Source organism: Halostella sp. PRR32 (genome assembly GCF_034808085.1).
GTDB classification, from domain to species: domain Archaea; phylum Halobacteriota; class Halobacteria; order Halobacteriales; family Natronoarchaeaceae; genus Halostella; species Halostella pelagica.
This window is the reverse complement of the sequence record NZ_JAXHGL010000258.1, coordinates 1-243: the sequence shown is the minus strand read 5'-3', so window position 1 is coordinate 243 and position 243 is coordinate 1. Positions and strand designations below refer to the sequence as shown.

Annotated in this window: 1 protein-coding gene; it reads right to left on the bottom strand. The window is 65.8% G+C overall.

What is annotated here, in order from left to right; translation table 11 throughout:
• On the bottom strand, nt 1–243 hold a 243-nt coding region (locus SM753_RS21065; RefSeq protein ID WP_323192988.1), incomplete at both ends, for a mechanosensitive ion channel domain-containing protein.

The following is a 243-nucleotide window of genomic DNA, read 5'->3' as shown; positions in this document are numbered from 1 at the left end:
ACCACGTTCGAGGAGAGCACGACGCTGTTCGGCACGGTCACCACCCGCCCGGACGGCTGATTCGTCGTCACCAGCTCGCCGTTGATCTCCCACAGCGTCGTCACGAGGAAGTCGACGCCGATCACGTCTCCCTTCGCGTCGTCGATCCGGACGCGGTCGCCGACGCCGTACGGCTGTTTGACCGTGATGTACACCCACGCGATGAGCGAGAGGAGCGGCTGCTGGAGCGCGAAGGTGATCGCG